26 protein-coding genes are annotated in these 23,498 nt (G+C 51.8%); 15 read left to right on the plus strand and 11 right to left on the minus strand.

The features are described 5' to 3' along the window. Positions 1-31 precede the first annotated feature (31 nt). Positions 32-226: a hypothetical protein gene (locus tag AC5JLP_RS19525; RefSeq protein WP_496069610.1), complete on the minus strand. Its 195-nt coding sequence runs from the start codon at positions 224-226 to the stop codon at positions 32-34. Between the two features lie 325 nt (positions 227-551). Here AC5JLP_RS19525 and AC5JLP_RS19530 point away from each other — a divergent pair, with 325 nt between their 5' ends. The 3 genes from AC5JLP_RS19530 (at position 552) to AC5JLP_RS19540 (ending at position 2,978) form a co-directional block, all read left to right on the plus strand. After that, the gene (locus AC5JLP_RS19530; RefSeq protein ID WP_496069611.1) at positions 552-1,382 is read left to right on the plus strand and encodes an Npun_R2479 family HD domain-containing metalloprotein; all 831 of its coding nucleotides are present in this window, start codon (positions 552-554) and stop codon (positions 1,380-1,382) included. Between the two features lie 107 nt (positions 1,383-1,489). Then, positions 1,490-2,434, plus strand: a complete 945-nt coding sequence (locus tag AC5JLP_RS19535) for a M28 family peptidase (protein ID WP_496069612.1) — start codon at positions 1,490-1,492, stop codon at positions 2,432-2,434. 358 nt (positions 2,435-2,792) lie between these two features. Continuing rightward, the gene (locus AC5JLP_RS19540) at positions 2,793-2,978 is read left to right on the plus strand and encodes a hypothetical protein (protein WP_496069613.1); all 186 of its coding nucleotides are present in this window, start codon (positions 2,793-2,795) and stop codon (positions 2,976-2,978) included. Between the two features lie 2 nt (positions 2,979-2,980). On the opposite strand, the gene ggt is transcribed toward AC5JLP_RS19540, so the two are convergent. Both ggt and AC5JLP_RS19550 read right to left on the minus strand, forming a co-directional pair. Further along, positions 2,981-4,687, minus strand: coding sequence for a gamma-glutamyltransferase (gene ggt / locus AC5JLP_RS19545; protein ID WP_496069614.1), 1,707 nt, complete (start codon positions 4,685-4,687; stop codon positions 2,981-2,983). Positions 4,688-4,866: 179 nt separating this feature from the next. Beyond that, complete coding sequence (locus AC5JLP_RS19550) at positions 4,867-5,370, minus strand: hypothetical protein (protein WP_496069615.1); 504 nt, start codon at positions 5,368-5,370, stop codon at positions 4,867-4,869. A 227-nt stretch (positions 5,371-5,597) separates the two neighbouring features. On the opposite strand from AC5JLP_RS19550, the gene AC5JLP_RS19555 reads away from it, so the two are divergent. The 5 genes from AC5JLP_RS19555 (at position 5,598) to AC5JLP_RS19575 (ending at position 9,743) form a co-directional block, all read left to right on the plus strand. Then, positions 5,598-6,581: a M48 family metallopeptidase gene (locus AC5JLP_RS19555; protein WP_496069616.1), complete on the plus strand. Its 984-nt coding sequence runs from the start codon at positions 5,598-5,600 to the stop codon at positions 6,579-6,581. A gap of 140 nt (positions 6,582-6,721) precedes the next feature. Continuing rightward, positions 6,722-7,609, plus strand: a complete 888-nt coding sequence (locus AC5JLP_RS19560; RefSeq protein WP_496069617.1) for a DMT family transporter — start codon at positions 6,722-6,724, stop codon at positions 7,607-7,609. A gap of 166 nt (positions 7,610-7,775) precedes the next feature. Next, a complete protein-coding gene (gene secG, locus AC5JLP_RS19565) occupies positions 7,776-8,009 on the plus strand; it encodes a preprotein translocase subunit SecG (RefSeq protein ID WP_496069618.1) in 234 nt (77 codons plus the stop codon). Positions 8,010-8,071: 62 nt separating this feature from the next. Continuing rightward, positions 8,072-8,992, plus strand: a complete 921-nt coding sequence (locus tag AC5JLP_RS19570) for a matrixin family metalloprotease (RefSeq protein WP_496069619.1) — start codon at positions 8,072-8,074, stop codon at positions 8,990-8,992. Positions 8,993-9,266: 274 nt separating this feature from the next. Further along, positions 9,267-9,743: a Uma2 family endonuclease gene (locus AC5JLP_RS19575; RefSeq protein ID WP_496069620.1), complete on the plus strand. Its 477-nt coding sequence runs from the start codon at positions 9,267-9,269 to the stop codon at positions 9,741-9,743. Positions 9,744-9,775: 32 nt separating this feature from the next. On the opposite strand, the gene malQ is transcribed toward AC5JLP_RS19575, so the two are convergent. Beyond that, positions 9,776-11,311, minus strand: a complete 1,536-nt coding sequence (gene malQ, locus AC5JLP_RS19580; RefSeq protein WP_496069621.1) for a 4-alpha-glucanotransferase — start codon at positions 11,309-11,311, stop codon at positions 9,776-9,778. Between the two features lie 78 nt (positions 11,312-11,389). On the opposite strand from malQ, the gene AC5JLP_RS19585 reads away from it, so the two are divergent. Then, entirely contained in the window at positions 11,390-11,833 is a 444-nt protein-coding gene (locus AC5JLP_RS19585; protein WP_496069622.1) for an NUDIX domain-containing protein, read from the plus strand. A gap of 173 nt (positions 11,834-12,006) precedes the next feature. Continuing rightward, positions 12,007-12,393, plus strand: a complete 387-nt coding sequence (locus AC5JLP_RS19590; protein ID WP_496069623.1) for a RidA family protein — start codon at positions 12,007-12,009, stop codon at positions 12,391-12,393. A 129-nt stretch (positions 12,394-12,522) separates the two neighbouring features. Here the strand turns inward: AC5JLP_RS19590 and AC5JLP_RS19595 are convergent, their stop codons facing one another. Beyond that, positions 12,523-13,650: an ABC transporter ATP-binding protein gene (locus tag AC5JLP_RS19595; RefSeq protein WP_496069624.1), complete on the minus strand. Its 1,128-nt coding sequence runs from the start codon at positions 13,648-13,650 to the stop codon at positions 12,523-12,525. 270 nt (positions 13,651-13,920) lie between these two features. Here AC5JLP_RS19595 and AC5JLP_RS19600 point away from each other — a divergent pair, with 270 nt between their 5' ends. After that, entirely contained in the window at positions 13,921-14,436 is a 516-nt protein-coding gene (locus tag AC5JLP_RS19600) for a DUF4330 domain-containing protein (RefSeq protein WP_496069625.1), read from the plus strand. Positions 14,437-14,457: 21 nt separating this feature from the next. On the opposite strand, the gene AC5JLP_RS19605 is transcribed toward AC5JLP_RS19600, so the two are convergent. The 3 genes from AC5JLP_RS19605 to AC5JLP_RS19615 are packed head-to-tail and all read right to left on the minus strand — an operon-like array spanning position 14,458 to position 16,549. Beyond that, the gene (locus AC5JLP_RS19605; protein ID WP_496069626.1) at positions 14,458-15,339 is read right to left on the minus strand and encodes an alpha/beta fold hydrolase; all 882 of its coding nucleotides are present in this window, start codon (positions 15,337-15,339) and stop codon (positions 14,458-14,460) included. Between the two features lie 54 nt (positions 15,340-15,393). Continuing rightward, the gene (locus AC5JLP_RS19610) at positions 15,394-15,861 is read right to left on the minus strand and encodes a L,D-transpeptidase (protein WP_496069627.1); all 468 of its coding nucleotides are present in this window, start codon (positions 15,859-15,861) and stop codon (positions 15,394-15,396) included. A gap of 19 nt (positions 15,862-15,880) precedes the next feature. Further along, entirely contained in the window at positions 15,881-16,549 is a 669-nt protein-coding gene (locus tag AC5JLP_RS19615; RefSeq protein ID WP_496069628.1) for a bifunctional 4-hydroxy-2-oxoglutarate aldolase/2-dehydro-3-deoxy-phosphogluconate aldolase, read from the minus strand. A gap of 320 nt (positions 16,550-16,869) precedes the next feature. Between AC5JLP_RS19615 and AC5JLP_RS19620 the strand changes: the two genes are divergently transcribed. Beyond that, on the plus strand, positions 16,870-17,856 hold the full coding sequence (locus tag AC5JLP_RS19620) for a hypothetical protein (RefSeq protein WP_496069629.1): 987 nt from the start codon (positions 16,870-16,872) through the stop codon (positions 17,854-17,856). Between the two features lie 80 nt (positions 17,857-17,936). Here AC5JLP_RS19620 and ftsH3 read toward each other — a convergent pair whose 3' ends face one another. Continuing rightward, positions 17,937-19,772 carry an ATP-dependent zinc metalloprotease FtsH3 gene (ftsH3, locus tag AC5JLP_RS19625; protein ID WP_496069630.1) on the minus strand — a complete coding sequence of 612 codons (1,836 nt, stop codon included), beginning with the start codon at positions 19,770-19,772 and terminating at the stop codon, positions 17,937-17,939. Positions 19,773-19,963: 191 nt separating this feature from the next. On the opposite strand from ftsH3, the gene AC5JLP_RS19630 reads away from it, so the two are divergent. After that, a complete protein-coding gene (locus tag AC5JLP_RS19630) occupies positions 19,964-20,395 on the plus strand; it encodes a DUF8743 domain-containing protein (RefSeq protein WP_496069631.1) in 432 nt (143 codons plus the stop codon). A gap of 152 nt (positions 20,396-20,547) precedes the next feature. On the opposite strand, the gene petA is transcribed toward AC5JLP_RS19630, so the two are convergent. Together petA and petC are read right to left on the minus strand one after the other, a co-directional pair. Continuing rightward, the gene (petA, locus tag AC5JLP_RS19635; protein ID WP_496069632.1) at positions 20,548-21,546 is read right to left on the minus strand and encodes a cytochrome f; all 999 of its coding nucleotides are present in this window, start codon (positions 21,544-21,546) and stop codon (positions 20,548-20,550) included. 48 nt (positions 21,547-21,594) lie between these two features. Continuing rightward, positions 21,595-22,134: a cytochrome b6-f complex iron-sulfur subunit gene (gene petC, locus AC5JLP_RS19640; protein WP_496069633.1), complete on the minus strand. Its 540-nt coding sequence runs from the start codon at positions 22,132-22,134 to the stop codon at positions 21,595-21,597. Positions 22,135-22,472: 338 nt separating this feature from the next. Between petC and AC5JLP_RS19645 the strand changes: the two genes are divergently transcribed. Both AC5JLP_RS19645 and AC5JLP_RS19650 read left to right on the plus strand, forming a co-directional pair. Beyond that, the gene (locus tag AC5JLP_RS19645; RefSeq protein WP_496069634.1) at positions 22,473-22,790 is read left to right on the plus strand and encodes a DUF3067 family protein; all 318 of its coding nucleotides are present in this window, start codon (positions 22,473-22,475) and stop codon (positions 22,788-22,790) included. A 484-nt stretch (positions 22,791-23,274) separates the two neighbouring features. Continuing rightward, on the plus strand, positions 23,275-23,454 hold the full coding sequence (locus AC5JLP_RS19650) for a replication restart DNA helicase PriA (protein ID WP_496069635.1): 180 nt from the start codon (positions 23,275-23,277) through the stop codon (positions 23,452-23,454). The last annotated feature ends 44 nt before the right edge of the window (positions 23,455-23,498 follow it).

Below are 23,498 nucleotides of genomic sequence, written 5' to 3' on the forward strand. Positions count from 1 at the left end.
CCCCTTAACGGTTTCGTCAGAACGAATCGCACTACACAAACATGCGCTCGGCAAATGTCTGCTCCACAGAGGACTGTGCCTCAACGTGAACCAAAAAGGCCGCTTCTGCCCCAGCCTGCTGCACTTCAACAAGTAAATCGACTACTTTATCTTCGCCAGTCGTTAAATCGGCAAAATATTCCTGGGGTAGAAATCGTACAGAGTTTCGATCAATTGATGCTGCCATCTCTGCAAAAACAAATCCAGAAACTCGATGAAAAAAGTAGAGAGGAGTTCTTTGAACAGGCGATCGTGATCGATCATAATATCACTTTATCACTCGTATCAAGCGCGTGTAGTGCCTACCCATCTTGTCTTTGGCTAAATTTTGCCCTTATATCATGTTGTTCTTTGATCAAGAAGATGCCCGATCGCGATCACGGCTTCTCTACCGCACAATCACGCTTGTCCCACTTCACTATCACCTCATCAAGTGGGCGATCGGGGCATAGTAGCAACATGAAACGCTGATCCAACGTCCGTGATAAGCGGGCAGGATGGAGGATTTAACGATGTTCAATGCGACCGAGATCCTGACGGGTACCTTTGTACAGCAGCTTAAGGCAGGCTACCGACGTACTTACGGCAACCTCAAAGCCGACTATGCCGATATCATTGCCTGGGCTGGCGGCATGGCGCTGGAAAATATTGCCAACAGCGATGCACTCTACCACGACATTGAACACACTATTTTGGTCACACTGGTTGGGCAAGAAATTCTGCGCGGTAAACATATTCGTGAGGGCGGCGTGGCTCCAGAAGATTGGTTGCACTGCGTTATCTCGCTGGTGTGTCATGACATCGGCTACGTGCGCGGAGTATGCCGAGACGATCGCGCCAGCCTTTGCGCTACAGGGATTGCTGACACCATGATTGAGCTACCGCCGGGTGCCACCGATGCTAGCCTTACGCCGTACCATGTCGATCGAGGCAAGTTGTTTATTGACGAGCGCTTTGGTGGACATCGCCTACTCGATACCGAACTCATCCAACGCAACATTGAACTGACTCGCTTCCCAGTGCCTGCTGCCGGAGACCATCAGGATACCAGCCACTATCCAGGATTGGTGCGATCGGCAGATCTCATCGGACAACTCAGCGACCCACGCTACTTGAAGAAAATTGCGGCGCTGTTCTATGAGTTTGAAGAAACCGGAGTGAACAAAGCGCTGGGCTACAAAACGCCTGGAGATCTCCGCCAGAGCTACTCACAGTTCTACTGGAAAGGGGTGTATCCCTACATTCAGGATGCGCTACGCTACCTGTCTGTGACGCAGCAGGGACAGCAGATTACAGCATCCCTCTACTCCAATGTGTTTGTCGTGGAGCACGGAGGGGCGTGAGGAAAGAGATGAGGGATGAAGGCTAAAGGCTAAAGGATGAAGGCTAAAGGGGTAATGTGATGGGGCGCTCGGTTTTTAGGATTCTTCTGGCAATCGCGCTAGTCGTCATGACTGGTTGCAACCTATCCTCTTCTCAACCACTTCCAGTTTCTTCCCACACCCCAAACCCTACACTCCAAACCCTACACCCCTCCCCTTCACAGCCACCCCCTCAAATCGACTCAACACGCCTCTTCCAGCACATTGAGGCATTGAACTTTGAGCGATACCAGGCAAGTGATCGCGATCGTGCCCGTCGCTATTTAGTCAAAACGCTGACTGAGTTTGGCTGGAAACCCCAGCTACAAGCCTTTGAAGGTGGTATGAATGTCTTCGCTCAGCGTCCCGGCACGAATGCCAACGCAGGGGCAATTTTGGTGGATGCCCACTACGACACGGTGAACGGATCGCCCGGTGCTGACGATAATGGGAGCGCGATCGCCACCACGCTCGAAATTGCCCATCTTTTAGGTTCCCGCCCAACTCAACGCCCGCTATGGATTGCGTTTTTCGATCGTGAAGAGGCAGGCTTGATCGGCAGTCTCAATTTCACAGCGCGTCCTAAAAATTTGGCGAACCTCGCGGGCGTGGTGAATTTGGAGATGATGGGGTACGCCTGCCATACAGCGGGTTGTCAGAAGTATCCCGAAGGTCTGCCTGTGCAGCCGTTGGGCGATCGGGGTGATTTTCTGGGCGTTGTTGGCGATCAGGAGCATTTGTCACTGCTGAAGGCGTTTCAAGTACCCACGTCGAACCCATCTGTATCCAATCTGCCAGCCGTCATCACAGTACCCATTCCCTTCAAAGGCTTGCTGACTCCAGACGTGCTGCGGAGTGACCACGCACCCTTTTGGGCCAAAAATATTGGTGCTGTGATGGTAGGCGATACCGCAAACTTTCGCAATCCCCACTACCATCAGCCCAGCGATACACCAGAAACGCTTGATCGCGTCTTCTTCACTGGAGCCGCCCAACGGGTAGTGGATGCGGTTAGTGCGCTATTGGATGAGTAAGAGGCATGAAGACTTTCAGCTTTCAGCTTTCAGCGGTCAACGGTCAGCTTTGAACCCCTTAAACGTAAACCTTCATACTCACAGCGATCTTCGTTTGGATTCACCACACTCGCTATCCTGTATCCTGCTATCCATCCTACAAAGACTGCGGCTGACCAATCAAAAACTGCTTAATGGTACGTACATCAAAAGCACACACATTCTCGTGGCAACCAACCAAAAGCTGACCGCTAATAACTAATTGCTGATCACGATCACCCCTCATCGCCAAAATTGTCACACGGCATGACTCTATTCAATCACCAGGCGGACTGGGCGACAGCTGCATACTAACAGTATCGAGTTGCCCCTTAAACGTATGGAAGCCCAAGTGTTGCCCCTCTCCCTTCAAGATGTTGTTGACCGCATTCTGACTTCTCGCCGCATTACTCGTCTTGATCAACGGTTGCTCGTTTCACTAGCAAATTTGAGCCGTGAAGAGCAAGCAGTACTCAACGAAGTGTTCGATCGCCTGCGTCGTGGTTTACTACGAGTCGTTGATTAGGCTCAGTAGCCGTATGCTGCACCTTCGCCACGTGGGTCGGCAGCACCTTCCAAAGTGCCATCGGGATAACGGACGATCACATCCGCATTACCCCAGCTACTACGCTCTTTAATCTGGTTGCCGCGACGGTGTAAATCATCCAGCGTGAGGCGATCGAAACCCTGCCGTTCTACCATCAGCTGATCGGGTAGCCACTGCTGATGGAGCCGGGGAGCCGCTACTGCCTGCCTCGCGTTCATGTCGTAGACCAATACATTCAGCACGACTTGGAGCACGGTGGTAATGATGGTGCTACCGCCCGGAGAGCCTGCGACCAGACGGAGTTGTCCCTTCTCTGTGACGATCGTGGGAGTCATGCTAGATAACGGCGTTTTACCAGATGCGATCGCGTTGGCCTCGCCACCGACCAGACCAAAGGCATTGGGTATACCGGGTGCGATCGCAAAGTCATCCATCTCGTTATTGAGGATAATTCCAGTTCCCGATATCACAACACCAGAGCCAAAGCCAAGATTGATCGTAAAAGTGAGACTCACCGCGTTTCCCGCACTATCGACCACGCTGAGGTGACTCGTGTCGTGGGACTCTTTGCCGAACCGCTTTAGCGTTTCTGGGTCAGCCGCTCGTACCTGACTGGCCGATCGTGCCTTTTGTGGGTCAATTTCCTGGCGGCGCTGCTTGGCATAAGTGGGACTGATCAATGCAGCAACAGGCACTTTCACAAAATCAGGGTCGCCTAAATATACAGCGCGATCAGCGTAGGCAATCCGCATCGCTTCCACCATGAGATGCAGCGCATCGGGACTGTGCCACCCCATCGCGTTAAGATCCGTGTCACCCAGGATGTTGAGGATTTCGAGCAGATGCACTCCACCGGATGATGGGGGCGGCATGGAGCAAATGCGCGTAGCCCGAAAGTTGCCGCACACCGGATCGCGCCAGATGGGATGATAGCGTTTCAAATCTGTCAGCGTAATCAACCCTTTATTGGTAGACATATCACGCGCGATTGTCTCTGCCAATTTGCCTGTGTAAAAGCTTTGTGGATCGTTGGCAATGGTTGTTAGAGTTTTTGCCAGATCCGTTTGCACCAGTCGATCGCCCGGTTGTAAGGGCGTTCCATTACGGGTGAAAATCTGACGGGCAGCAGGGTTTTGCTGAAGCGTTTTTTGCTGGGCGATCGCGTCTGCTAGCCGCCAACTCACCGGAAACCCCTTCGCTGCCAACTGGATCGCGGGAGCAACGACAGTCTTCCAGGGCAGTTTGCCGTAGTGATGCTGCACGTCATACAGTCCAGCCACCGTTCCGGGTACTCCTACAGCCAGGTAGCCATCTGTACTTGCCTTGGGGCGCACCTTGCCTTGGGCATCTAGATACATTTTGGGCGTAGCTGCCAGAGGTGCCCGTTCGCGGAAATCCAATGCCTTCACTTCGCCCGTGTTGCCCAACCGCACTAGCAAAAAGCCGCCGCCCCCAAGTCCTGCCGATGCTGGCTCCACCACCGAGATTGCCAGTGTAGTTGCGACGGCTGCATCGATCGCATTGCCGCCCTGTTTTAGCACTGCTAGACCTGCTTCACTCGCCAGTGGATGCGCCGAGACGACCATGCCCCGTTTCGCGCGATCGGGGTAGGGAAAGGCACCTCCACGCTCACCGCTAAACACTACTACTGTCAGGCAAATCAGCGATGTTACCAGTCGTCTACGCATAAACTATCCTTTTAGCTTTTAGCGCTTAGCCTTTTCTACACCCTATCACCCTACGCCTCAACCCTATTCCCCCATAAAAAGCCCTCCAACATTTCTGTCAGAGGGTCATTTCCGCACACAACCAAGGAGAAAACAGGAAAGAAAACTTCAGCTAAACACACACCTGACCATCATGCAGGTTACCAGCGTGTTGGCACAAACTCAGCCTCAAACGCAGACAACCAGGCTTCTTGGGGCACCAGCGCTAGAACTAGCTCTGGATGTTCGAGAAAAGGATGCTTGCTCCAAAGAGCAGCTTCAGAAGGTGGCAGCCTGCGATTGTGGCGGACTCTGTAAAAGATCGCAACCGTAAACAGCCCTGCAATTGCCCCAAAGCCAGCCAACTCGGCGTTGGTTATGCTCTGCCATTTAAAATCACTCGCAAAGTCAACCTCTCTACCACCACTGAAACTATCAGCCCGTCGAGAAGAGTCTCCAGAATTGTCTATTCCATTAGAACTCGCTCTATCTGAACTATTGGGGCCGTCCGAGCCGTTTGGATTTCTTGGACCACCCACTCCATTAGAGCTACCAAAAGCACCTACAGGACAGGGACTTGCTAAAACCGATGAGCCAAGCAGTAAAGCACCCGTGACAACCGCGATCGCCATCACGACTGACAGGGGAAGGCGTAATCGAGCCATAGCTTTAACGCGAGTAAACGTTGTGATGATTATGGGTGAGTCGATGCCATTAAACAGGCTAATACGATACAAAAAAACAGAAGACTTGCAAAAGACTAAAGGATAAGAGTAAAAGGCTAAATTGGAGACGACGCTAACGAGAAAGAAGCAAGAGTTCGGAAACCGCCGCAATCTTCATACGTTCCTTCGCTCTAACGTTGTCCTCCAGCCTTTATCCTTTTTTTCCCATGCCTACCTACACCGGAATCTCTAGTGAAGCCTTTCGGCATCCGCTCGATCGCCAAGCCGAACAAGCGCTGCGTAGCGTCCCTGGTTTTGATTTAGTGGCGCGCACCTTCGTTGAGTTCCTATCTGAGCGTCCGCAGTTCGTCTATCAAATGGGCAACAGTATTCAGGTAGGCCCTCGTCAATACGCAAACATTTACCAAATTTTTCGAGAATGCGTCCGCGATCTGGATGTGCATCCTGAGCCTGTTTTGTTCATTTCCCAAGATCCGTTTGTGAATGCGTTGGCGCTAGGGCAAGAATTTCCCAGCATGGTGCTCAACAGTGGTCTGCTGGATTTGCTGGACGAGCACGAGTTGCGGACGGTGATTGCTCATGAGCTGGGGCACATCAAATGCGGTCACACCACATTGGTGAGAATGGCGCTGTGGGTCAACCAGATTATTTCCGGTCTGGCAGAGCGCACGTTTGGGTTGAGCAATCTGGTGACAACAGGGCTGCTGCTGGCGTTTGCCGAATGGAAGCGTAAGGCTGAGCTTTCTGCCGATCGCGCTGCCCTTTTGGTTACAGATGACCTGTCTCCAGTGCTGCACAGCATGATGAAAGTCGCAGGCGGTAGTAGCAAGTACGCCCACGAACTAAGTCTGGATGAATTCATGCGGCAGTCAGAACGCTATCAAGAGCTAGATCAGGACGGGCTGAACCAGGTCTACAAATTTTTCCTCTATAACAATCTTTCAACTGGCATCTTTCTCACCCATCCCTTCACGGTTGAGCGGGTGCATTTTCTGCGCGAATGGTCGATTTCAGACGATTATCGGCAGATTCGCCAGGGCAACTACACTCGCGCTGGCGCTGAAGGGTCGGTAGAAGTCCCCTCAGGCACTACTTCTAGCACGGCCCAATCTCAAACCGAAGTGGATGAGTTGCGTCGTCAAATTGAGGAGTTGCAGCGTGAGATCGATCGCGTCAAACGCTCTGAATAGATAGAACCTCAAACTAAAGCCCGATCGGAGGAATGCCCTAGAAAGAGAGTTGAGTAAAATCGGCGCTACGTGATTACGTTGGTTAGTCTGTGTGTCTTCCCGACGTGATCTGCGAGGACTGACGTACAAGAGGCAGCAGAATGATCCGCTCACAGTCTCAGAAAGAGTTGGCGGGGTTTCTCTACGGCTTTTTAGGTGTGCTGGTTTTCAGCCTGACGCTGCCAGCAACCCGCATGGCTGTTTCAGGGTTTGATCCGGTGTTTGTGGGGTTGGGTCGCGCGATCGTGGCGGCAGGTTTGTCGCTCATTCTGCTTGTCATTACGCGGCAAACCATCCCACCGCTCAGATTTCTGCCTCAATTTTGCCTGGTTGTCGCTGGTGTGGTTATTGGGTTTCCGTTACTGTCTGCGATCGCCATGCGAGATGCACCCGCTTCGTATGGAGCCGTCATTACCGGACTATTGCCACTCTCGACTGCTTTGTGTGGCGTGTGGCGGGCCGATGAGCGTCCATCCTTACCTTTCTGGATCTTTGCAGGTTTGGGGAGCACGTTGGTCATTGGGTTTGCGCTGCTATCGGGGGGAGGATCGCTGCGGTTGGCAGATCTGGCGTTACTGGGTGCGGTCGCAGCAGCGGGGTTAGGCTATGCGGAAGGCGCGGTTTTGTCACGTACATTTGGCTCTTGGCAAGTGATTTGCTGGGCGTTGCTGTTATCAACCCCGGTACTGCTGCCGATCGTGTGGCAACATGCGCCCTCTCATCCTTCATCTATTGCCCCCGGTGCGTTGCTGGGCTTCCTGTACATCAGCGTCTTTAGCATGTTTCTTGGGTTTTTCGCGTGGTATCAGGGGCTATATCTCGGCGGTGTAGCTCGTGTGGGGCAGGTGCAGCTACTGCAACCGTTTTTGACCATTGTGGCTTCAACTCTCTTGCTGGGTGAGCACTTAACGATGACTACCGTATTTTTTGCGGCAGGAGTCATCATCTGCGTGGCACTAGGAAAGCGCACTCAAATCAAAGCGTCTTAACCACGTTCAAGCGCTCGATCGCCACGGTTTTTGCGGGATGATGGGCATGATCGCGGAAGAAGTTTACAGTCTAGAGGCTGTGAACTGTAAAATGAACGTTAGGCTAGATGTCCGGCATCTAGATTCATCATCTTAATTTTGTCTTTGTCGCACGAAAGGTTTCACGATGACGCTTAACTATGTCCTGGAAGCAATTTGGGCGCTTTCTGCTCTCGGTTTGATTGTGCTGGTACTGTTGCATAGTCCCAAAGGGGATGGGTTAGGCGGCTTGGGCGGACAGGCGCAGCTTTTTACCAGCACTAAGAGCGCTGAAACCACGCTGAACCGTGTGACTTGGGTGCTGACGGTCGTTTTCATGGGGCTGACGGTCGTTTTGAGCGCAAACTGGTTAGCGAAATAGATCTGCTGTAGGGACGTTACATGTAACGTCCCTACAGAAACAAAACTAGATTCTTGAGGCTAATGAACTGGAAACGGGTTCTGAGAAGATTGCCTGGTTTGGTGCGGCAGTGGTGGCTGAAACTATTACCCCAAGTCATCACAAGCTGTTCACTTCTGGCAATGACCGTTGGAGCGATCGCGCTGGTGCTTTTGGTGCATCCTCTGCTAGCACGATCGGAACAGCCACTGACAGCAGCTTTCAACGCGAACAGACAAACGATCGCCCAAAAGCCTGCTCCCGATTTCCCATTACAAGCTCACCCTTTGCCGCCCACTCTGGCTCAGTGGAGCGCTCCTCAAGCGGGTGACTATTTTGACCAGATTGAAGTGGTTCCGGTCAATTACCTGGTCTGGTCTCACGTTCCGATAACCGTTTATATTCAACCGCCAACCGCTACAGAACTGGCAAGTCCGTTTACCGCCCAGCGATCGCAGGCGTGGATTACGGCGGTTTCGCAAGCTGTGCAAGAGTGGAATCGGTATCTTCCGTTAGAACAGGTCGAGCAGCTTGAAGGTGCCAATGTTGCCGTCTTGCGATCGCCCCCATCGTTACAGCTTGAAACCTCAACCAGCCAGGAGGCAACAGGCGAACAGCGAGAACGATCGATTTTGCGGCTTGGGCGTGCGCGATCGGCGGTTACGAACTACAAGGTGTACATTCAAGGCTCTCTTAAAGATCCAGCATCAAAACCAACACTGGCACTTCGCTACACCATGCAGCTTCGTCCTGACCAAGCGACCCAGTACCTTCAGGCTGCTGCACGGCACGAACTGGGCCACGCGCTCGGCATTTGGGGGCACAGTCGATCGCAAACGGATGTGATGTACTTTTCTCAAGTGCGGCACCCGCCATCCATTTCGCCCCGCGATGTCAACACGCTCAAGCGCATCTACGAACAGCCAACGCGCTTGGGATGGGCACTGGTTGATAATGATCCATAGTGAGTGATGTGAAAGCGCTACTCATTCATCGATCCTTCTAACCACCCACTGACTTCTACGTGAACCGTTAGGATCAATAGTAGTATCGCTGCCGTAAACGCCAAAGGAGCACCGATGAGTACTGTACAAACTCAGTTCCTACCGATGTTTGGGTTGTTGCATCGTGGGACGACTACATCAAGCAGATTGAAGACCCAGCGTGCGAAAAGGCGAAGGGATTACTACGCGACGGACAGATGAGGATTGAGATGCTACCAGTCGGCTCTGACCATTCATGCGATCACGCGATGATCATTGCAGCAGTGAGCTTGTTGCCATTCATAAAGGCATTCCCCTCACTGCTAGAGATAACGGCACCTATCGCAAAGTTGGGAGTCGGGAGTGCCAGCCAGGTGTTTCGTACTATGTGGGGGAGCGGGCACGCTTGATCCCGCGCGGCACGTCGATTATTGACCTTGATCGCTATCCCGCTCCAGATTTGGCGATCGAAGTTGCCAATAGCTCACTGTTGACTGATCAGGGTACAAAACGGTTGTTGTATGAGGATTTGCAAGTTTCCGAATACTGGGTAGTTGATGTCCAGAAGGCGCAAATTCTGGCGTACAGCGTCGCCGATCAGGGTAGCAAGCGGATTGATGTTTCACAAGTGCTACCAGGGTTGGCGATCGCCTTGTTAGAAGAAACCCTTCGTCGCAGTCAGGAAACCGATCAGGCACAAGCTGGAGCCTGGTTGCTGAGCCAACTTCAATAACCCAACTGTAGCCTGTTTTTATGGTACGGGCTTTAAGTTACGGGAGCGCGACCAAAGAGTTTGGTAAGGGTTTTGAGGCGATCGCTCAACTCTCCATGCAAGGCACCCGGATGATAGCGCCACTGCCAGTTACCTTCCGCCACGCTGGGAAAATTCATGCGTGCTTCGGTGCCCAACCCCAAAACATCTTGTAGAGGAGTGATAGCGAAGTTGGCGATCGAGCTTAACGCCAGCCGAATCAGATCCCACTGGATGCCATCAGGACTGATGCTGCCCAGATAGTTCACCAGGTTGCCTTTTTCGTAATCAGACAGTTGGTTAAACCAACCTAGCGTCGTGTCGTTGTCGTGAGTGCCCGTGTAAACCACGCAGCGACGGGGGTAGTTAAACGGCAAAAACGGATTGGCCGGATCGGAACCAAAGGCAAATTGCAGTATTTTCATACCTGGAAATTCAAACTGATCGCGCAACGCCTCCACTTCAGGCGTAATCACGCCCAAATCTTCCGCCAAAATTGGCAGTTTGCCCAACTTTTCGCGCAACACTTCAAAGAATTCGTGGCCCGGAGCTTCTATCCACTCGCCGTTTAAGGCCGTTTCTTCCCCTTGTTTAACGGCCCAAAACGCTTCAAACCCCCGGAAGTGGTCAATGCGGATCAAATCAACGTAATCCAACATGGCGCGAAAACGCCCTATCCACCAAGCAAAATCGGATTTTTGTAGATGCTCCCAGTTGTAAACCGGGTTGCCCCACAGTTGCCCCGTCGCGCTGAAGTAATCGGGTGGCACACCCGCCATGAGTGCAGGCTCGCCCGTTTCTTCAGTCAGGCAGAAGTTTTCGGGGTTTGCCCACACGTCCGCGCTATCGTGAGCTACATAAATGGGGATGTCGCCAATGATTTCAATGCCTTTGGCGTTGGCGTAATGCTTCAGGTCAGCCCACTGGTGAAAAAACTCGTATTGCAGGTATTTGTGGTAGAAAATCTCGGCAGGTAAGCGACGGCGACATTGCTCCAGCGCTTCTGGTTTGTGCTGCGCGATCGCGGGTTCCCACGTATGCCAGCTTGAATCGTCTTGAGTTTGCTTCAGCGCCATAAACAGGGCATAGTCATCCAACCAGCAGGCTTTGCTTTCACAAAAAGCGGTGAAATGCTGTTTTTGCTCCGCACTGGCATAGTTTTTGAAATTGGCACAGGCTTTCTCTAGCAGCGCCATTTTAATCGGAGCAACCTGATCGAAGTGGACGCGATCGTCTGCAAAGTGTGGCAAGTCAGCAAAGTCTGCCTCGCTGAGCATCCCGCTATCCCGCAAACGCTCTGGGCTAATCAGCAGCGGATTGCCCGCCATCGCTGAATAGCACATATACGGCGAGTTTCCAAAGCCCGTCGGCCCCAGCGGCAGCACTTGCCAAAGCTGTTGCCCGGTTTCAACCAAAAAATCTACAAAGTCACGCGCTTGGGGACCTAAATCGCCAATGCCAAAGCGGCTGGGAAAGGACGTAGGATGCAGGAGAATACCGCTCACTCTGGATGACGAGACAGAGAAGTTGGAGTCGGGATGACGAGTCATGACGTTGAGTGAGAGGGTTGACGTGCGATCGGCGTTGGTTTGACTCTATCATGGTGTTCCAGGGTTAAAACCTATCGGATGAAAGACCTGCCTGTGGCACACCGTAACCCCACTCCAACCGTTGACATCATTATTGAACTGAGCGATCGCCCCCAACGCCCGATCGTCCTGATTGAACGGCTCAACCCTCCCCTTGGCTGGGCACTTCCAGGGGGCTTTGTAGATTATGGAGAAGCCGTCGAAACCGCCGCCAAACGCGAAGCAGAGGAAGAAGTGGGCTTACAGGTCGAACTCATGGAACAGTTTCACGTCTATTCCGACCCCAACCGTGACCCACGCCAACATACGCTCAGCATTGTATTTTTAGCGATCGCCCAAGGCACACCCCAAGCAGGCGACGATGCCAAACATTTAGACGTGTTTGAATCCTGGCGCATCCCTACCAATCTCTGCTTTGACCACGATCGCATCCTGCGCGACTATTGGCGCTATCGGCACTATGGGATGAGACCAATGGTGTAGGGGGAGTGGGGACGCAAGGGAGGCAGAGGAAGCAAGGGAGGCAACAGGGGAAAAGTAAAGTTAAAGGCTAAAACTCAAACCTCCTTTCACTCTTCATTCCTATCTTCCAACTCAAGTTCTTATCTTTCAACTCAAAAATTTTCATCCCTCATCCCACTCAAAACTTTTCTACTATGTCCCGCCAAATTATCCGTACCGATGCTGCCCCTGCACCCGTAGGCCCTTATAACCAGGCGATCGCCGCTACTGGTCGTTTGATCTTTCTGGCAGGGCAAATTCCTCTTAGTCCTACCACAGGTGGGATTGTGGGAACCGATGTGGCAACGCAAACCGAACAGGTACTTGCGAATCTCAAAGCGATTTTAGAAGCGGGTGGTGCAACGCTGGCGGATGTGGTAAAAACGACTGTGTTCTTGAAAGATATGAATGACTTCGCAACGATGAATACGGTTTATGCAAACCATTTCGAAGAGGCGATCGCACCTGCCCGCGCCTGCGTGGAAGTATCTCGCCTACCCAAAGATGTCCTTGTCGAAATCGAGTGCATTGCAGTGGTCTAGCTGCTTATCTAGCGATCCTTATTTGATTTGTGAAAATGATTCTGGCTTAGCTTTCAGCTTTAAATTCAAGGCTGACCGCTGAAGGCTGACCGCTAAAACCAACGCCACATTTGCCTTCTGCCCTCCGCCTTACTGCACTAACGTTTTACCCGTCTCGACATCAAACACAAAAAGTTGGTCTAAGTCCAGCGTTACATAGGCACGATCGCCCACGCGAGGGCATTGGTCAGGACGGCACTGAAAGGCAATGTCCTGAGTTTGAGCAGACAAGTCCGTCGGCAATTGGGCACGTACCAAAACCTCTCGTCCTAACGGTTCAACCACACTGATCTCGACCTGAAGATGACCCGATTTGGCACCGAACTGAAGATGTTCTGGACGAATGCCAAGGTCGTAGGGTTGTCCCGCGATCGGCTGTAGCTTTGCTTGCAATGGTTCTGGGCAAGGCAGGCGTTGTCCATAGACCTGAAATGCTGCATCATCATAGACCGATCGCAAAACGTTCATGGGTGGACTGCCCAAAAATGTCGCAATCATGCGGCTGGAAGGACGGGTGTAAATCGTCTGAGGATCGCCAATTTGCTGAATGCGTCCCTGATCCAACACCACAATTTGATCAGCCAGAGTCATGGCTTCTACCTGATCGTGCGTCACGTAAATCGTCGTAATGCCTACTTGCTGATGGAGCCGTTTGAGTTCAGCCCGCGTTTCATCTCGCAGTTGGGCATCCAGGTTGGACAGCGGTTCATCTAGCAAAAATACCTGAGGCTGTCGAGCGATCGCCCGTCCTAAGGCGACTCGTTGCTGCTGCCCACCCGATAATTGCCCTGGCTTGCGATCGAGTAAATGATCGATCGCAAGCATTTTCGCAACTTCGGCAATTCGTTCTTGCCGCTTCTGAACTTCCACCCGTCGCATTTGCAGCCCAAAGGCAAGATTGTCTGCCACCGTCATGTGGGGATAAAGCGCATAGTTTTGAAACACCATCGCCACATCCCGCTGACGCGCTGGAATTTCGTTGACACAGCGATCGCCAATATACAAAGCCCCAGACGTTGCCTTCTCCAACCCTGCGATCGTCCGGAGAATCGTCGATTTACCGCAACCAGACGGCCCTACCAATACCCAAAACTCCCCATCGGGAACCTCAAAGGTAATATCAGCGATGCCAGCAGACGGCGCTACACGCGTTGTCGTCCTACCCAGCGCAGCGCTACCAAACTGCCGTGTAATGCCCTCTAACCGAACAGTTGCCATATTGCTGAAGATTCTTTGATAACGAATGCTTTGGAGTGTGTCCAATTAAAACTTACACGATCGCCCGCCCCCGCTTCCCCTGTCTCTCCCACTCCCCACTCCCCATTCCCCATACATATAGCTGCTACTCCCATCGTCATGCTAATCTTGCACAGGATTCCTCAGTTCGCGTTGCAGTCTCTCGTGTAAACTGACCGATGTAACTGAGAGATCTTTCTCAAGTAGCCCGACGTTCAATGCGTCGTGGTGGCGATCGCCGAGGCAAATTTCATGGCTATTCTGGACTCTAAAGGTCGGTTGTTTGGCAAAGTCAGCGTGTTGGATATTGGCGCAGCCTTAGTCATTCTGCTGGTCATTGTTGGCGTTTTGCTGCCCAGCATCACCGGCGCTCAACTCAGTGCCAGCGTTAAACCCGTTGAGGTCGATGTGGTCATTCGCAGCGTTGGCTCTCAAGATCCCAAAACGTTGCTCAAAGAAGGTGGTAAAACGAGTCTGATCATTCGGAATCAGCCCTTTGGCGATATTACCATCAAGACCGTGAGAGAACTGCCTCGAAATGTCGCAGTACCACAGCCCAATGGCACCCTGAAAGCATTACCAGATCCTAGACCAGAAGCCGCACTCACCAAGGATTTTCTCGTCACGGTGGCGGGTGATGCCAACATGACCAAGAATGGCCCCTTGTTGGGTAATAACAAGATTAAAACAGGCACCAAAATCGAGCTTGAAGGTTTTACCTACGATTTTTCAGATCTGTATGTCATTGATGTTCGCGTTGGTGCGTAATGGCCGGTTCATCGTCTAGGCTCATTTCAGCAGCTTAAGAAAGCGCCGGATGAGGGCGATCGTCACGGCGGGTAATTCCAGTTGAGGGGTTAGCCCCACATCGTCTAGCACCTGAAGGGCACGCACCGCTTGAGGATTGAGATCTGCCAATCGCTTACCAATATCGGGGCCTGTAAACTGCGATCGCTTGCCCCAGATCATCGCTGTCGGCACCGTTAACTGCGGCATGTAGAGCGACAGATCAAACGACAAATCGCCTCGCACAAACGACAGGGCTGAGTACTCCGCGTTGGGCTGTTGAGCAGACTCCAGATACGCCTCGACAATTTCAGGGAAGATCCGCTCAGGACGGGCGAACTGGCGCTTCTCTAAAAAGTTGCGAATGCCCCAACTCACCGCAATACCCGTACTGTAGAGCACGCGATCGAGAACAGGCGTGCTGACCAATTGGGCAAAAAACGTGCGCGTATAATCAGAGCCAAAATCAGATAGGCCCGCTGGGGTGGTCAGAATGAGGGATTGAAACAACTCTGGCCGCTGAATCGCTGCCCGAATAACGATCGCCGCTGTAAGCGATGAGGCCACTACAGGTACCGCCCCATCACAGATTTGCTCTAAGAACTCAATGATCGTTGTGATGTAATCCTCAACCTGATAGCCCCGCTCTAGATGCTCCGATCGCCCCCAGCCGATCAAATCGGGAGCTAGAACGCGATACTCCGCTGCAAAGGCAGGATACACCTTCGACCATTCATAGGCAGAGGAACCACCGCCAAACCCATGAAAGAATACGAGCATGGGCAGTTCGCTACCATCCCAGGGCGGAGCATCCGCCGTGTAGTAAACCATTTTGCCGAGGGAAGTAATCAGGGAGTGTTGTCCAAAACCAGGAGGAAGAAACATGAGCAACCTTGATGAGAATGGGGCTAATCAGCAGTGAAGAGGCAAAAAGTGATGTCATCGGCGGACAATGACTGGCGTACCAATCCGCGCCCAGTTAAAGAGCCAGCGGGCATGGTTCACCGCCAAATTAATACAGCCGTGGCTTACAGGTCTCCCAAACCGCCGATGCCAGTAAGCTCCATGAATGGCATAGCTACCGCTGTAATACATCGTATAAGGGACATCACTCACATCATAGCCAGGGCCTTTCATGTGGGCATAGCGATCGCGGGTTTGAATGGCAAAGACTCCAGGCTGGGTTGGCGTTGCCGCTTTGCCTGTTGAAACCAAAATGGCATAAACAGGCTTTCTGCCTTCCCAAGCAATTAATCGCTGACTGGAAAGATTGATTTCAATCCATCGTTGGTTGGATTTATGCAAGTGGCGCACCGTTGCGACGGTTACATCACTCCGTGCGATGAGGCTCGGTGCTGAGCGTGCAATCGCCTGGGATGATCCGAAACCAATCACAAACGCTAGCATCCAAGTTCCACAATATCGTCTAAACATAGGCAGTATCATCTCGCTCATCGTCGTTTGGCTGAAGACGCGACACCAGAATAGCCGCCTGTTGCGCGATCGCGTCCCAATTTCCCACCTCAACAGCTTGCTTGGGAAACAAATGGCTTGAAAGCCCCACTGCCACAGCGCCAGCCGCCAAAAATGCCGGAGCGTTTTCTACCGTTACACCACCTGTTGGAATCAGCGGAATCTGACCCAGTGGCCCTTGCAAGCTTTTGATATACGCTGCCCCGCCCAATGCCTGCACCGGAAAGACTTTCACACTGCTAGCCCCAGCCTGCCATGCACTCACAATTTCAGTGGGGGAAAGTGCGCCAGGAATAATGGGCACCGCCTTTGCAACGGCACGCTCAATCAGCTTGGGGGCAACGTGGGGCGTAAAGACAAACTGGGCACCTGCCGCGATCGCCACTTGGAGTTGGGCTTCATCCAGAATGGTGCCCGTGCCAATGGTGCAATCAGGCAGATGCAGGCGCAGTGTGTGGATCAACGCCGAGGCCCGATCGCTATTCCAGGTAATTTCAATGAGCCGCATGCCTCCTACTGCTGCTGCTTTTGCCATTTCGTAGCCCACCTCAAACTGTGGCGCACGAATCACCGCGATCGCACGAAACCGTTGTAGAAGAGCATGCCAGTCTTGAGAAGTCATGATTCGTTCACACACAGTCGCTTTGTTCCAGCATACGTTCGCACAAGATTTAGGCTCAAGGAGCAGATTCTCAGCAGTGGTGCTGATGCTAGAGTCTCGAAGTTGCGCTTTACGGTTGAATAACCCATTGATTCATCACAGAATGTGTGATAGCGGCATGATCAGCCAAGTGTGATTAAACGAACCCAAACTGCCATCAAGACAAAGGCGGGTTACAGTTGCCGTTTAAGCCTAAACGCAAGGTGTCTACGCTGTTCGTCAGGGCCTATCTCAAGTTGTCGCTCAATCGCTGTCGTTGCTCACGAGGTTGTCACTAGCCAATGAACTACGCCTTATCAGAAAAATCACCCCCCTTGACGGCAACCAATCATCGCCTTCGATCGTTGCGAGACAAAATGAAAGCACTACAGGAGCGGTTGGACAACTTTACCGTTTTAGATAAGTCCAGGACTCCTGTTGGTGACGTGAGAAATTTAGTGCTCCATCACGGGCAGTTAGCGCTCGTCATTGTACAGCCCGATGTCCACAGGCATTGGCGCTTTGTGCTGCTAAGCTGCCATTTGGTAGAACGCATTAGCCTGCGCGATCGCGTTGTTCATGTACGCACGACGCAAGCAGACATGAGCTATCTACCTGAGCATGGTACAACCCATGCTTCAGTCAACTACACCAGCGAGGCCAACTACACTAACGGAGACAATCCTACCAACGGAGCCAAAGAGCAACTGAAAGCGATTGCGCCCGCTCAGCAAGTACCAGCACCCCTGGACGCCAATCACACTCAACATCTGGAACTGGCTAAGAAAACGGCATCCGGCTGGCTATCCGCTCAAAAAGGGGCGCTTCAACCGTCCGTCGCTGGTAAAGAATCGTCGCCACAGGATGCCCCTGCAACGCCTAAAGTGCTGGCATCTGCGATGCGCACTACTACTTCCCAATCGTCTCACCTGGCGCATCGAGCCGATCCCAAAGAGTCTGACTCTATGCCGTTTGCAAGCAAAAGAGCATCCGGTTATCCGCAAAATGGACAACTCCTCAAGCTTCAGCCAGAAGCTGGCGCATCAGGCTCGATCGCGCTATTAGAGTCAGCACCTACAAAGGTTACAACGATAGTTCCTTCTCAACCACCGATCGTGAAGGGTAAATTCACGTCACCCAAGCAGGCCAGCCAACTTCTGGAAGCGATCGCCAAATCACTATCTCATCGCTGTAAAACTATTCGGATTGAAATTGAACTGGACGATCCAGTACTTCAAGGGGTTTGTCAGGCATGGCTCAATCAATACATGGCGATGCCCAAGCGTTGATAGCCAAACATTAAGGTGCTCCTGGCAGACGCCAAGAGCACCTTAAACCCGTTAATTAAGCGTTGAAAGCTGTAAACACGCTAAGCGATCGAAGCCATCTTCACATCACTATTCGCCAGCAGTTCCTGAAGTTCATCAGAATCAACTGTTTCTTTCTCAATGAGCATCGCGGCCAAATGGTCTAGCACATGACGGTTGCCAGTCAAAACAGCCTTTGCACGACGGTACGCCTGTTCAACCAGATTGCGAACCTCATCATCGATCGCGGCAGCCGTCTCTTCGGAGAAATCCCGCTCAGCCGCAATGTCGCGTCCCAAGAACATGTTGCCCTGCTGACGACCCAGCGCCACGGGGCCTAAGCGATCGCTCATGCCAAACCGAGTTACCATTTGACGCGCCACACGAGCCACCTGCTGGAGATCGTTTGAAGCACCTGTGGTGACTTCTTCTTCGCCAAAGATGATTTCTTCAGCGATTCGACCACCTAAGGCAACAGCCATCTGGTTTTGCAGGTAAGAGCGCGAATACAAGCCCGAATCCATTCGATCTTCGCTGGGAGTAAACCAGGTTAACCCACCTGCACGACCGCGTGGAATGATGCTGATTTTCTGCACTGGATCGTAATCGGGCATCAATGCGCCCACTAAAGCGTGGCCTGCTTCGTGGTATGCCACCAGTTCCTTGCGCTTCTCGCTCATAACGCGATCTTTCTTTTCAGGGCCAGCAAGGACGCGATCGATCGCGTCGTTCACTTCGTCCATCGAAATCTCGGTCAGGTTACGACGAGCGGCTAGAATCGCGGCTTCGTTCAACAAGTTAGACAAGTCTGCACCTGTAAAGCCAGGAGTCCGACGCGCAATCTTTTCCAGATCCACATCTTTCGACAGCGTTTTGCCGCGTGCATGCACGTTGAGGATTTCCAAGCGACCCGCGTAATCTGGGCGATCGACCACCACTTGACGGTCAAAGCGACCAGGACGCAGAAGGGCCGCATCCAGCACATCAGGACGGTTCGTTGCCGCAATGATGATGATGCCCGTATTACCCTCAAAGCCATCCATCTCAGTCAGCAACTGGTTGAGGGTCTGTTCTCGCTCATCGTTACCACCACCCAAGCCAGCACCGCGTTGACGACCAACCGCATCAATTTCATCGATAAACACGATACAAGGTGCGTTGGATTTGGCCTGCTCGAAGAGGTCACGCACCCGTGAAGCGCCCACCCCCACAAACATTTCCACAAACTCAGAACCAGAGATGGAGAAGAAAGGTACGCCTGCTTCACCCGCGACTGCACGAGCCAGAAGGGTTTTACCTGTTCCTGGAGGCCCAACGAGCAGCACACCTTTGGGAATTTTGGCACCCACAGCCGTAAAGCGATCGGCGTTCTTAAGGAAATCCACCACCTCGCTCAGTTCCAACTTTGCCTGGTCAATCCCGGCGACGTCACTAAACGTTACCTGGGTCTGTGGCTCCATTTGCACTCTGGCTTTGGACTTACCAAAGTTCATGGCCTGACTGCCTGGGCCACTCTGAGCACGACGCAGCAAGAAGAATAAACCCACCAGCAGCAAGACCGGGAAAAATAGGCTACTTAGTGCCTTGAGCCAAAACCCATCGTCTGTCTGGGGTAGAACCGAAATATCAACTTTATTAGAGGTCAAAATGTTGATGAGTTCAGGATCGTTCGGCAAGTTAACCACAATGCGGTTGTTGCCATCTTGCACCACTGCAACGCTGCGATCGGCGCTGATCCGCACTTTCTCAATCTTGCCTTCTTGCACCTTCTCAATAAACTGGCTGTAGCGCCAGGTTTCCCGACTGGGAGGTTTATTATCAAAAAACGCTGTTGCTAAAGAGACGACCACGATCGCCAGTAGCGTATACAGTCCAACATTTCTCCACCGCTTATTCACCGGGTTTTGTCCTCCTTTTATAGGGGTGCGGAGTGTGTCACTATTCTATCGATGTTAACTAATATTAACGTAATCTCAGGAATAGCGGATCGTCGGTCAGGCAGGAAGTTCAACGAACGACGTGTCAACCTCATACCGAAACGGGGCTTACTAGAGTCTATGCACATCCTTGCCTCTACTCATCCTAACGAATGACTCACCGTGGTGAAGTGCTTGTAGTTGTGATGAACAACCCCAGCGATTGGGCGATCGCTTGCTTCCAACACTGGTACCGGATTCCCATCGCTCCAGTTGAAACGCTGAAACAGCAGGGCTACTGGCCTCCTCGGTGGCTGGCTTTCTACCAAACAAAAGTCTTTGGCGCAGAAGCCTATGCCATCAACTATTACGCTCATGTCAACCAAATTCGCGAGGCCTACCATTGGGAGCTTTTTCCTGACAACCCCAGAGAGGCTAAAAGCGAACACCGTTATTGCAAGCTAGAACTATCTCCCTTAGAACCATTACCGCAGCCGATCGTCAGTCAGCGTCTTCGTCGTGTCAGCTTTATCGCTACAACCTGGGAGCAGTTTCAAACCGCAACCTCGGTTGAAGCTTTGTTGTCACACCAACGCTCTAAATAAGCGTAAGGTAATCTCTGGAGCACAGCAAGAAGACGGGGAACCGTAAAAAGCAAAGGGACAGGCGATCGCCCATCCCTTCAAAAGAACTGTATTGTCTAGAAACAAAACGCGTGCGGAGACAAAGCTTGTCCGGAGGCAAATCTGTGTAAGGACTAGAAATTCATCTCAGCCTCTTGCACACGCTCGACTTGCTTCTTCTTCAAGACGAGCATAATTTGAGACAGGATCACCGCACCAAAAAAGGCTACCAGAGCTTTGATGCGATCGGGGTTTTGTAAAACAATTTCAGTATCGGCCTGACCAAACCCACCCACATTTGGATTCACGGTTAGCGCATCTCCCGCTTTCACGTCCTGCCCTTCCGAAACAATCAGGTCAGGCCCAGCAGGAATCGTATCGACTACCGTTTTACCGTCAGCCATCTGAATCGTCACCTCGTAGCCGCCGTCTTCTGGCTTTGCCACTTTTGTAATGGTGCCCGCTTCCGAAGCGTTGTAGACGGCGTTATTGCTCTTCTCACCGTTGGGGTAGACTTGCCCGCGACCGCGATTGCCACCCACGTGCACAGCATACTTGCCAAATCGCAACGATTTATCGGTTTTCGGATCAGGCGCAAGGATGGGAAAGACGATCTCTTGATACTGTTCACCGGGCAACGGGCCGATGACGACAATATTCTCTTTGTCTTCGCTGTAAGGTTGAAAGTAAAGATCTTGTACCTTTTCCTTCATCTCTTCAGGAATGCGATCTTCGGGTGCAATCTTAAAGCCTTTGGGCAGCATCAGCACAGCCCCAACGTTCAGAGGGCCTTTGTCACCGCCGCCAACAACCTGCTGCACATCAGGATTGTAGGGAATTTTGACGACAGCTTCAAACACGGAGTCGGGCAGAACGGACTGAGGCACTTCAACCTCGGTTGGTTTTGCAGCCAGATGGCAGTTGGCGCATACAATTCGACCCGTTGCCTCACGGGGATTCTCGTAAGCCTGTTGCGCAAAAATCGGGTAAGCGGAGGCAGTTTGCGGCAGCGATAGGCTACCTGTAAGAAAAACCGCGATCGCCAGCAACGCTACAGCGGTAGAGCGGCAAAGTCCAACGGTAGCTACTAATCTCTCTAAAGGATTTTTTTTCATCTGTAACGAACGTGTCATGAGCAAAGGACATTCAGCAAACGATCGACCTATCTAAACCCGCCAAGGCTAAGACCACCAGGGTTCTTCTCCAGTGCGGAAATCTGTCTCAGTCCAAGGAGTAAAGCTGACTTTGTTATCTGCAACCGTTGCGTGAGCCAACGCCAGGGACAACGGCGCGGGGCCTCGAATCACTTTGCCGTTGCTGTCGTACTGAGAGCCATGACACGGGCACTTAAACTTGTTCTCAGCCACATTCCAGGGCACAACACAGCCCAGGTGGGTGCAAACAGCGTTGATCCCAAAGTCAGCCAGGGCTTTATCTTCTTTAATGACAATGTAGGTAGGGTCGCCTTTCAGCCCTTGAGACAGAACGTGATCACCAGCGGCATGGCTCGCAACAAAATCACTCACCAGAATATCGTTGCCCAGTGCGTCTTTGGCAGTAGCTCCGCCACCAGCACCACCGCTTGAAGGCGGAATAAAGTACTTCACAACCGGATACAGCATCCCCAAAACGGTAACGGCTCCCGAACCGACCAGCAAAAGGTTCATGAACTGCCTACGCCCAAGATCGGGCACATCCGAAGATCCAGAAATTTGTGTCATGACTACGTATAGTTCTGTTAAGAAAGGGCTTGAAGAAGGGTTTGGAGAACGCTATAAGCTTTGAGCGTTAAACTGGGTCTGCGCTCCAGTGGATCAGCTATCTGCCCCTCTTGCAGACACGGCACACCAAACGCTGTAACAATCGTCTCACAGAGCGGCTCATCGCGTTTCTGAGGAAGCAACTAAGATTATTACATTTCTTGACGCTAGCATCATAGCTAAGTAGAGGGTTGTCGGTTTTATACAAAATATTAACGATCGCAGGAAAGTCGGCCTTTTCCCTTGCAGCATGTAGCCCCGCCTGTGAATCTGAAAGGAGTTGTAGGATATGCGGCACTATGACCGGACGTGACTTACGCCAACTCTTGCTGGACAAATGGGGACGCTCCTACGACATTCAGCTACGGCGCACTCAAGGCAAAATCTTGTTTCTGGTCATGTGGAAGTATCTGGAGCAAGTGTCCTTTCCACTAACCGAGGCAGAATATATAGAGCATTTGGATGAAGTCGCCACCCACTTACAAGCCTGGGGGAGTGGGGCACAGGTGCAAATGGCGATTCAGCAGACTCGCGATCGGCCACGCTTGGGCAAAGCCGTTAGCATTCCCCTCGAACTGGGTGAGCGTGCTTCTGAATGGCTGCTCGAAGATTTTTAACAGGACTGATACCTTTTGACCAAAACCTTGGAGGTTTAAGTGATTACATTTGGCACAATGCCTGATTCTTAGTGAAAACCTCGGAGATTTGTGTAAGTTGGCATAGTTTTGTAGTCCTAAGCACACTATGCAGTCGTTAAAGTCTTGATAAATCCTTAATTTATAAAAGAAGAATTGTAGCTATCGCTACTAATAATCGGTTTTACTTTTTGCTCGTTAGAAGTACTAGCATTCCATAAACAAGAAGAAATGCTTTGATCCCCACCTATATTTCCTACAACGCGCTTGATCTCTAGCTAGAGTTTGATTGCCAATCAGCATAAATGCCGACATAATAGGATTAAGAGCTAGCAATAACTAGTCATCTTTAAACATTGATTTAGTTTCTTTTGATACGCTTTGTTAACCATTTAAAACAACGAAGGACGAAAACCCGTCCCGTAAATCCATGCTTCAAACTGTGTTTAAGTCGAAAGAGCTTAATATGCCTACTGCACTATCAATTCACTGCCCTAACTGTGGCAGTCATGCCGAACGGTATTATCTCGACTCTGATCATTTGACGAGAACCCAATGTTCGACCTGTGACTACTTAATGGTGACATGTTCCCAAACGGGACGGGTCATTGAGGCATATGCCCCTGGTCTTTATGCCCACCGTTAATGGTATAAGCGTGGGCGATCGGATCCTTGGCGTAGGACTCAGGC

Source organism: Stenomitos rutilans (assembly GCF_059505485.1).

Bases quoted from the DNA above. Each gene is read 5' to 3' on its own strand.
- AC5JLP_RS19525 (WP_496069610.1), bottom strand. From the start codon at position 226: ATGGCAGCATCAATTGATCGAAACTCTGTACGATTTCTACCCCAGGAA.
- AC5JLP_RS19530 (WP_496069611.1), top strand. From the start codon at position 552: ATGTTCAATGCGACCGAGATCCTGACGGGTACCTTTGTACAGCAGCTT.
- AC5JLP_RS19535 (WP_496069612.1), top strand. From the start codon at position 1,490: ATGACTGGTTGCAACCTATCCTCTTCTCAACCACTTCCAGTTTCTTCC.
- AC5JLP_RS19540 (WP_496069613.1), top strand. From the start codon at position 2,793: ATGGAAGCCCAAGTGTTGCCCCTCTCCCTTCAAGATGTTGTTGACCGC.
- ggt (WP_496069614.1), bottom strand. From the start codon at position 4,687: ATGCGTAGACGACTGGTAACATCGCTGATTTGCCTGACAGTAGTAGTG.
- AC5JLP_RS19550 (WP_496069615.1), bottom strand. From the start codon at position 5,370: ATGGCTCGATTACGCCTTCCCCTGTCAGTCGTGATGGCGATCGCGGTT.
- AC5JLP_RS19555 (WP_496069616.1), top strand. From the start codon at position 5,598: ATGCCTACCTACACCGGAATCTCTAGTGAAGCCTTTCGGCATCCGCTC.
- AC5JLP_RS19560 (WP_496069617.1), top strand. From the start codon at position 6,722: ATGATCCGCTCACAGTCTCAGAAAGAGTTGGCGGGGTTTCTCTACGGC.
- secG (WP_496069618.1), top strand. From the start codon at position 7,776: ATGACGCTTAACTATGTCCTGGAAGCAATTTGGGCGCTTTCTGCTCTC.
- AC5JLP_RS19570 (WP_496069619.1), top strand. From the start codon at position 8,072: ATGAACTGGAAACGGGTTCTGAGAAGATTGCCTGGTTTGGTGCGGCAG.
- AC5JLP_RS19575 (WP_496069620.1), top strand. From the start codon at position 9,267: ATGCGATCACGCGATGATCATTGCAGCAGTGAGCTTGTTGCCATTCAT.
- malQ (WP_496069621.1), bottom strand. From the start codon at position 11,311: ATGACTCGTCATCCCGACTCCAACTTCTCTGTCTCGTCATCCAGAGTG.
- AC5JLP_RS19585 (WP_496069622.1), top strand. From the start codon at position 11,390: ATGAAAGACCTGCCTGTGGCACACCGTAACCCCACTCCAACCGTTGAC.
- AC5JLP_RS19590 (WP_496069623.1), top strand. From the start codon at position 12,007: ATGTCCCGCCAAATTATCCGTACCGATGCTGCCCCTGCACCCGTAGGC.
- AC5JLP_RS19595 (WP_496069624.1), bottom strand. From the start codon at position 13,650: ATGGCAACTGTTCGGTTAGAGGGCATTACACGGCAGTTTGGTAGCGCT.
- AC5JLP_RS19600 (WP_496069625.1), top strand. From the start codon at position 13,921: ATGGCTATTCTGGACTCTAAAGGTCGGTTGTTTGGCAAAGTCAGCGTG.
- AC5JLP_RS19605 (WP_496069626.1), bottom strand. From the start codon at position 15,339: ATGTTTCTTCCTCCTGGTTTTGGACAACACTCCCTGATTACTTCCCTC.
- AC5JLP_RS19610 (WP_496069627.1), bottom strand. From the start codon at position 15,861: ATGCTAGCGTTTGTGATTGGTTTCGGATCATCCCAGGCGATTGCACGC.
- AC5JLP_RS19615 (WP_496069628.1), bottom strand. From the start codon at position 16,549: ATGACTTCTCAAGACTGGCATGCTCTTCTACAACGGTTTCGTGCGATC.
- AC5JLP_RS19620 (WP_496069629.1), top strand. From the start codon at position 16,870: ATGAACTACGCCTTATCAGAAAAATCACCCCCCTTGACGGCAACCAAT.
- AC5JLP_RS19630 (WP_496069631.1), top strand. From the start codon at position 19,964: ATGACTCACCGTGGTGAAGTGCTTGTAGTTGTGATGAACAACCCCAGC.
- petA (WP_496069632.1), bottom strand. From the start codon at position 21,546: ATGACACGTTCGTTACAGATGAAAAAAAATCCTTTAGAGAGATTAGTA.
- petC (WP_496069633.1), bottom strand. From the start codon at position 22,134: ATGACACAAATTTCTGGATCTTCGGATGTGCCCGATCTTGGGCGTAGG.
- AC5JLP_RS19645 (WP_496069634.1), top strand. From the start codon at position 22,473: ATGACCGGACGTGACTTACGCCAACTCTTGCTGGACAAATGGGGACGC.
- AC5JLP_RS19650 (WP_496069635.1), top strand. From the start codon at position 23,275: ATGCCTACTGCACTATCAATTCACTGCCCTAACTGTGGCAGTCATGCC.